This is a genomic window from Deinococcus marmoris DSM 12784, from assembly GCF_000701405.1.
Taxonomy (GTDB): domain Bacteria; phylum Deinococcota; class Deinococci; order Deinococcales; family Deinococcaceae; genus Deinococcus; species Deinococcus marmoris.
In genome coordinates, this window is record NZ_JNIV01000188.1 from 1 (window position 1) to 3,381 (window position 3,381).

Consider the following 3,381-nt stretch of genomic DNA (forward strand, 5'->3'; position numbering starts at 1 on the left):
AGTGTGCCTGGCTCGAAACCCAGCCGAACCTCCTCTCCCAGCAGACCCTCTTTCACTGGTGGCCTCTGTCAAGAAATTAATCGGAGTCCGTATCAGAAGGCAGGCGCTCCAGAAACAAGTACGGCAACCCTGAGGAAGCTGAAGCACTGAGTTGACCCCACTCCATACGGCATGCTGAGCGCGATGCGGACCTACCTGGAATACAGCGAGGCCAGCGGCAGCGGACAAAAGTTCTACGAGGCCGCCGTGGAGGGTTGCACGCTGACCCTGCGCTACGGCCGCATCGGCACTGAGGGTCAGACCACGGTCAAAACGTTCCCCACTCCCGAGGCTGCCCACGCCGAGGCTCAGCGCCGACTCGCAGACAAGCGCAGGAAGGGTCACGGCGATGCCGTGCCTGGTGAACGGGAGAAGCGGGCTGTGGAACAACCTGCCCTCCGCCTCCCAAAGCTCCTGACCCCTTACCGCGCAGCCCTAGAAGCAAGCGTGCGTCCGTATGTCCGTCTACGGGGCAGCCCTGGTCCAGTCCGACCCTGGGAAAGCAAGCTCGGAGGTCTCCCCTACCGCCCAGCCGGGTTCGAGTGGTCCCGCTCGCGTACCAACGGACGCGCCCTGACGTTCCTGGCCCAGCTCAACCTAGCGGAACTGCCCCATCTGGATGGTTTCCCTACTGGAGGCATCGTCCAGTTCCGCATCGGGGATGGCGACGTCTGCGGCGCAAACTTCCACAGCGCACTAGATATCTCCGGCCTGAGCGACGACGCTGGCTTCCGGGTGCTCTACCACCCGGAGGTTATCCACGACGAGACAGCGCTGGAGACCACCCAGCCCCTGCCAGCCCGACCGCGATACCATGGGCCTGCCTCACGACCCGGCACGCGAGTTCGTGCTGCGGGGCGAGCTGACCCAGGGGCCCATGACGCTGGGACACCGCCTCTTCGACGAGCTGGTCGGTCAGCCGGTGTGGGAACTTCTGGGCGAGGAGGAGGATGAGGCTCTTGACCGCTACGCGCAGCTGGTGGGAGAAGGGCACAAGCTCGGCGGGTACCCGAACTTTATCCAGAAGCGCCCCCCGGACCCTCGAAGACCCGCGCGTGCTGCTGTTCCAGCTCGACAGCGACGATGACCTGGAGGTGATGTGGGGGGCCGTGGGCATCGCCAACTTCTTCATCCCGCTGGAGGACCTCGCCCGCGCTGACTTCCGCCGGGTCGCCTACAACTGGGACTGCCGCTGAGGGCTCTGGCAACCCTTCCCCCACTGGCCCCGGACCCGGCGGCATGACCGCATCATCGGAGGACGGCTGTGCCCCTCTCAGCGCCCATGACGTTCGCCTCGAGGTAGCAGGCCGCATTGTCGTCGAGATCGACGCTTTGGAGGTTCATGCCGGTGAACTCCTGCACCTGCGGGGCGAGAACGGCGCGTGCAAGACAACCTTGCTACGCGCCGTGGCGGGTGAGGGGCGCACGTCCCGCCTGAGCTCCGCCTCCACCTAAAACCACGGCAACGGGCGCAGGCCAACCGCGCTTGAGCAGCGGTCGGCGTGTTCGTCTGTCTCGCCGGGCCCACAAAGGGAGTTCCACGCGAAGCCGAGCAGCAGGGCAGCTACGGCCACAACGGGACGGATCTCCCACTGATCCAGGTGCTCATGTGCTCTAGCGCCCCTCCCGTTCCATCACCACATAGCGCGCCAGCGGACTCAGCAGCGGCGCGCAGGGGTTGCGAGGGGCGCGCAGCAGCCAGCCGCCGTGCCCGAACTGAAGGGGGATGCGGAGACCCACGTACGCAGCATCCTGAAGCACTGCAAGCGCCGGACAGTCGGGCACCTGACCCGCCGGCGCTACCCACTCCTCAAGATCTATCATCGAGTGATAGTCAACGCAGATGTTCCCCAGCTCCCGCGCAGCACTCTCAACGCCCACCGTGATCATGCTGGACCAGGTATCGCACACGGGCCGGTACAGCATCTGCTGCGCCCACAGCAGTCCTTGTGTGACCGAGTGGGCAGACCCGCTGAGCATCCACAGCGCAGCGACGTTCAGCGCCTCGTTGGGCCCATCAACCATCGCCGCTTCAACGATGCTCACGATCTCCCGCAGCTCTTGGTCAGTCCACAGGGTCACAACCGGTCCCCAGGGCTCGCCCGCAGGTGCTGCCGCTGAAGGTCTGCAGGCAGATATGCCACATAGCGTCTACTCATGTCCAGCGAACTGTGACCAAGGATCTGTTGCAGGCTAAACATGTCGCCCCCACCCCGCAGGTACTGCACCGCAAACCCACGCCGCCACGCATGCGGGGCCGTATGACTGCGCGGGATGGCGTTCGCTGCGCTCAGCCTGTACATCAGATGGGTAAGGACGCCCTTCGTCATCGGCTCCCCCGTGCGACTCAGGAACAGAGTCTGGATGTGTCCAACCGCTGGCCTGCGCTCCCGCCGCTCATAGTTGCTGATGGCGCGGCTCGCTTTTATCCCCACCGGCACCACGCGGCCCTTCTCGCGCTTGGCCGTCTCCGCGCGCACGCGAATCACACCCGTCTCCAGGTCCACGTCCCCCACCTCCAGCGCCAGCAGTTCGCCCATACGCAGGCCGCAGTCGTAGAGGCACAGCAGGATACCCCTGTTCCGCAGCGGCTGGGGCAGGGTGACGGCCGTCTTCAGACAGGCAGCGACCTCATCAGGCTGGATAGCGGGAGGCGCTTCCCGGGGCAACGACGGCATGCGAAGCCGTTTCGTGGGGTCCTCGCCGATCAACTCTTCCTCTAGGGCCCACCGAAAAGTCGCCCGCAACCCCCGCAGGACGGCGTGTATGCCCCCTGCCTGCAACCCCTGCACTTCCAGATGTTCTTGCAACTCCAGCAGCAACAACCGCGTCACATGGTCAGTGTCCGGCTCCAGCCCGCGCGCGACCATGAACCTTTCAAGGGGGATGAGCGACTGTCGGTAGAACTCGATGGTCGGCGGTGACCGTCGGAGCGCGGCGAGGTGCCGACGGTGTATGGCGTGCAGTCTGTCCAGGTGCATGTTTCCTCCCTGTAGACGGCCCTCCTGGGCGTTCAACGATCTCCGCCCGTTCACTCGCTGTCGGCACCGGGCGGCGGCGGAGAGCAAAAGCAGAAAACACCGTTCTAGAACGGTGTTTTCTCCCCTGTACTGGTGCCGATGGGGGGACTCGAACCCCCACGGTTTCCCGCTCGATTTTGAGTCGAGTGCGTCTACCATTCCGCCACATCGGCCTGCTTTGCAGGGTTTGTGCGCCCTTGAGCGCGCACGGAATCTTAGCGCGCCGGGGCGGGGGCGGTCAAACCCTCCCCCGACAGGGGGTGCATCCCGCTGAAATGGGATGATGGTGCATGGCAACAGAACGGGAAATGCTGAGTCAGGT

Annotated in this window: 5 protein-coding genes and 1 tRNA gene; 3 read left to right on the top strand and 3 right to left on the bottom strand. The window is 64.9% G+C overall.

The features are described from left to right. Nucleotides 1-183: 183 nt before the first annotated feature. From Q319_RS27670 to Q319_RS27680, 3 genes are read left to right on the top strand one after another with little or no spacing between them, the layout of a single operon-like run. Complete coding sequence (locus Q319_RS27670; RefSeq protein WP_156039563.1) at nucleotides 184-993, top strand: DUF1963 domain-containing protein; 810 nt, start codon at nucleotides 184-186, stop codon at nucleotides 991-993. 5 nt (nucleotides 994-998) lie between these two features. Then, on the top strand, nucleotides 999-1,235 hold the full coding sequence (locus tag Q319_RS28130; RefSeq protein WP_169816516.1) for a DUF1963 domain-containing protein: 237 nt from the start codon (nucleotides 999-1,001) through the stop codon (nucleotides 1,233-1,235). A gap of 43 nt (nucleotides 1,236-1,278) precedes the next feature. Next, nucleotides 1,279-1,494, top strand: coding sequence for an ATP-binding cassette domain-containing protein (locus tag Q319_RS27680; protein ID WP_029484691.1), 216 nt, complete (start codon nucleotides 1,279-1,281; stop codon nucleotides 1,492-1,494). A 159-nt stretch (nucleotides 1,495-1,653) separates the two neighbouring features. On the opposite strand, the gene Q319_RS0122815 is transcribed toward Q319_RS27680, so the two are convergent. The 3 genes from Q319_RS0122815 to Q319_RS0122825 all read right to left on the bottom strand — a co-directional run bounded on the left by Q319_RS0122815 (nucleotide 1,654) and on the right by Q319_RS0122825 (nucleotide 3,232). Beyond that, entirely contained in the window at nucleotides 1,654-2,085 is a 432-nt protein-coding gene (locus Q319_RS0122815) for a hypothetical protein (protein ID WP_156039564.1), read from the bottom strand. A gap of 32 nt (nucleotides 2,086-2,117) precedes the next feature. After that, entirely contained in the window at nucleotides 2,118-2,873 is a 756-nt protein-coding gene (locus Q319_RS0122820; RefSeq protein WP_162178705.1) for a tyrosine-type recombinase/integrase, read from the bottom strand. A gap of 277 nt (nucleotides 2,874-3,150) precedes the next feature. Continuing rightward, nucleotides 3,151-3,232: transfer RNA gene (locus Q319_RS0122825), tRNA-Leu, on the bottom strand. Nucleotides 3,233-3,381 lie beyond the last annotated feature (149 nt).

Bases quoted from the DNA above. Each gene is read 5' to 3' on its own strand.
- Q319_RS27670 (WP_156039563.1), top strand. From the start codon at position 184: ATGCGGACCTACCTGGAATACAGCGAGGCCAGCGGCAGCGGACAAAAG.
- Q319_RS27680 (WP_029484691.1), top strand. From the start codon at position 1,279: ATGACCGCATCATCGGAGGACGGCTGTGCCCCTCTCAGCGCCCATGAC.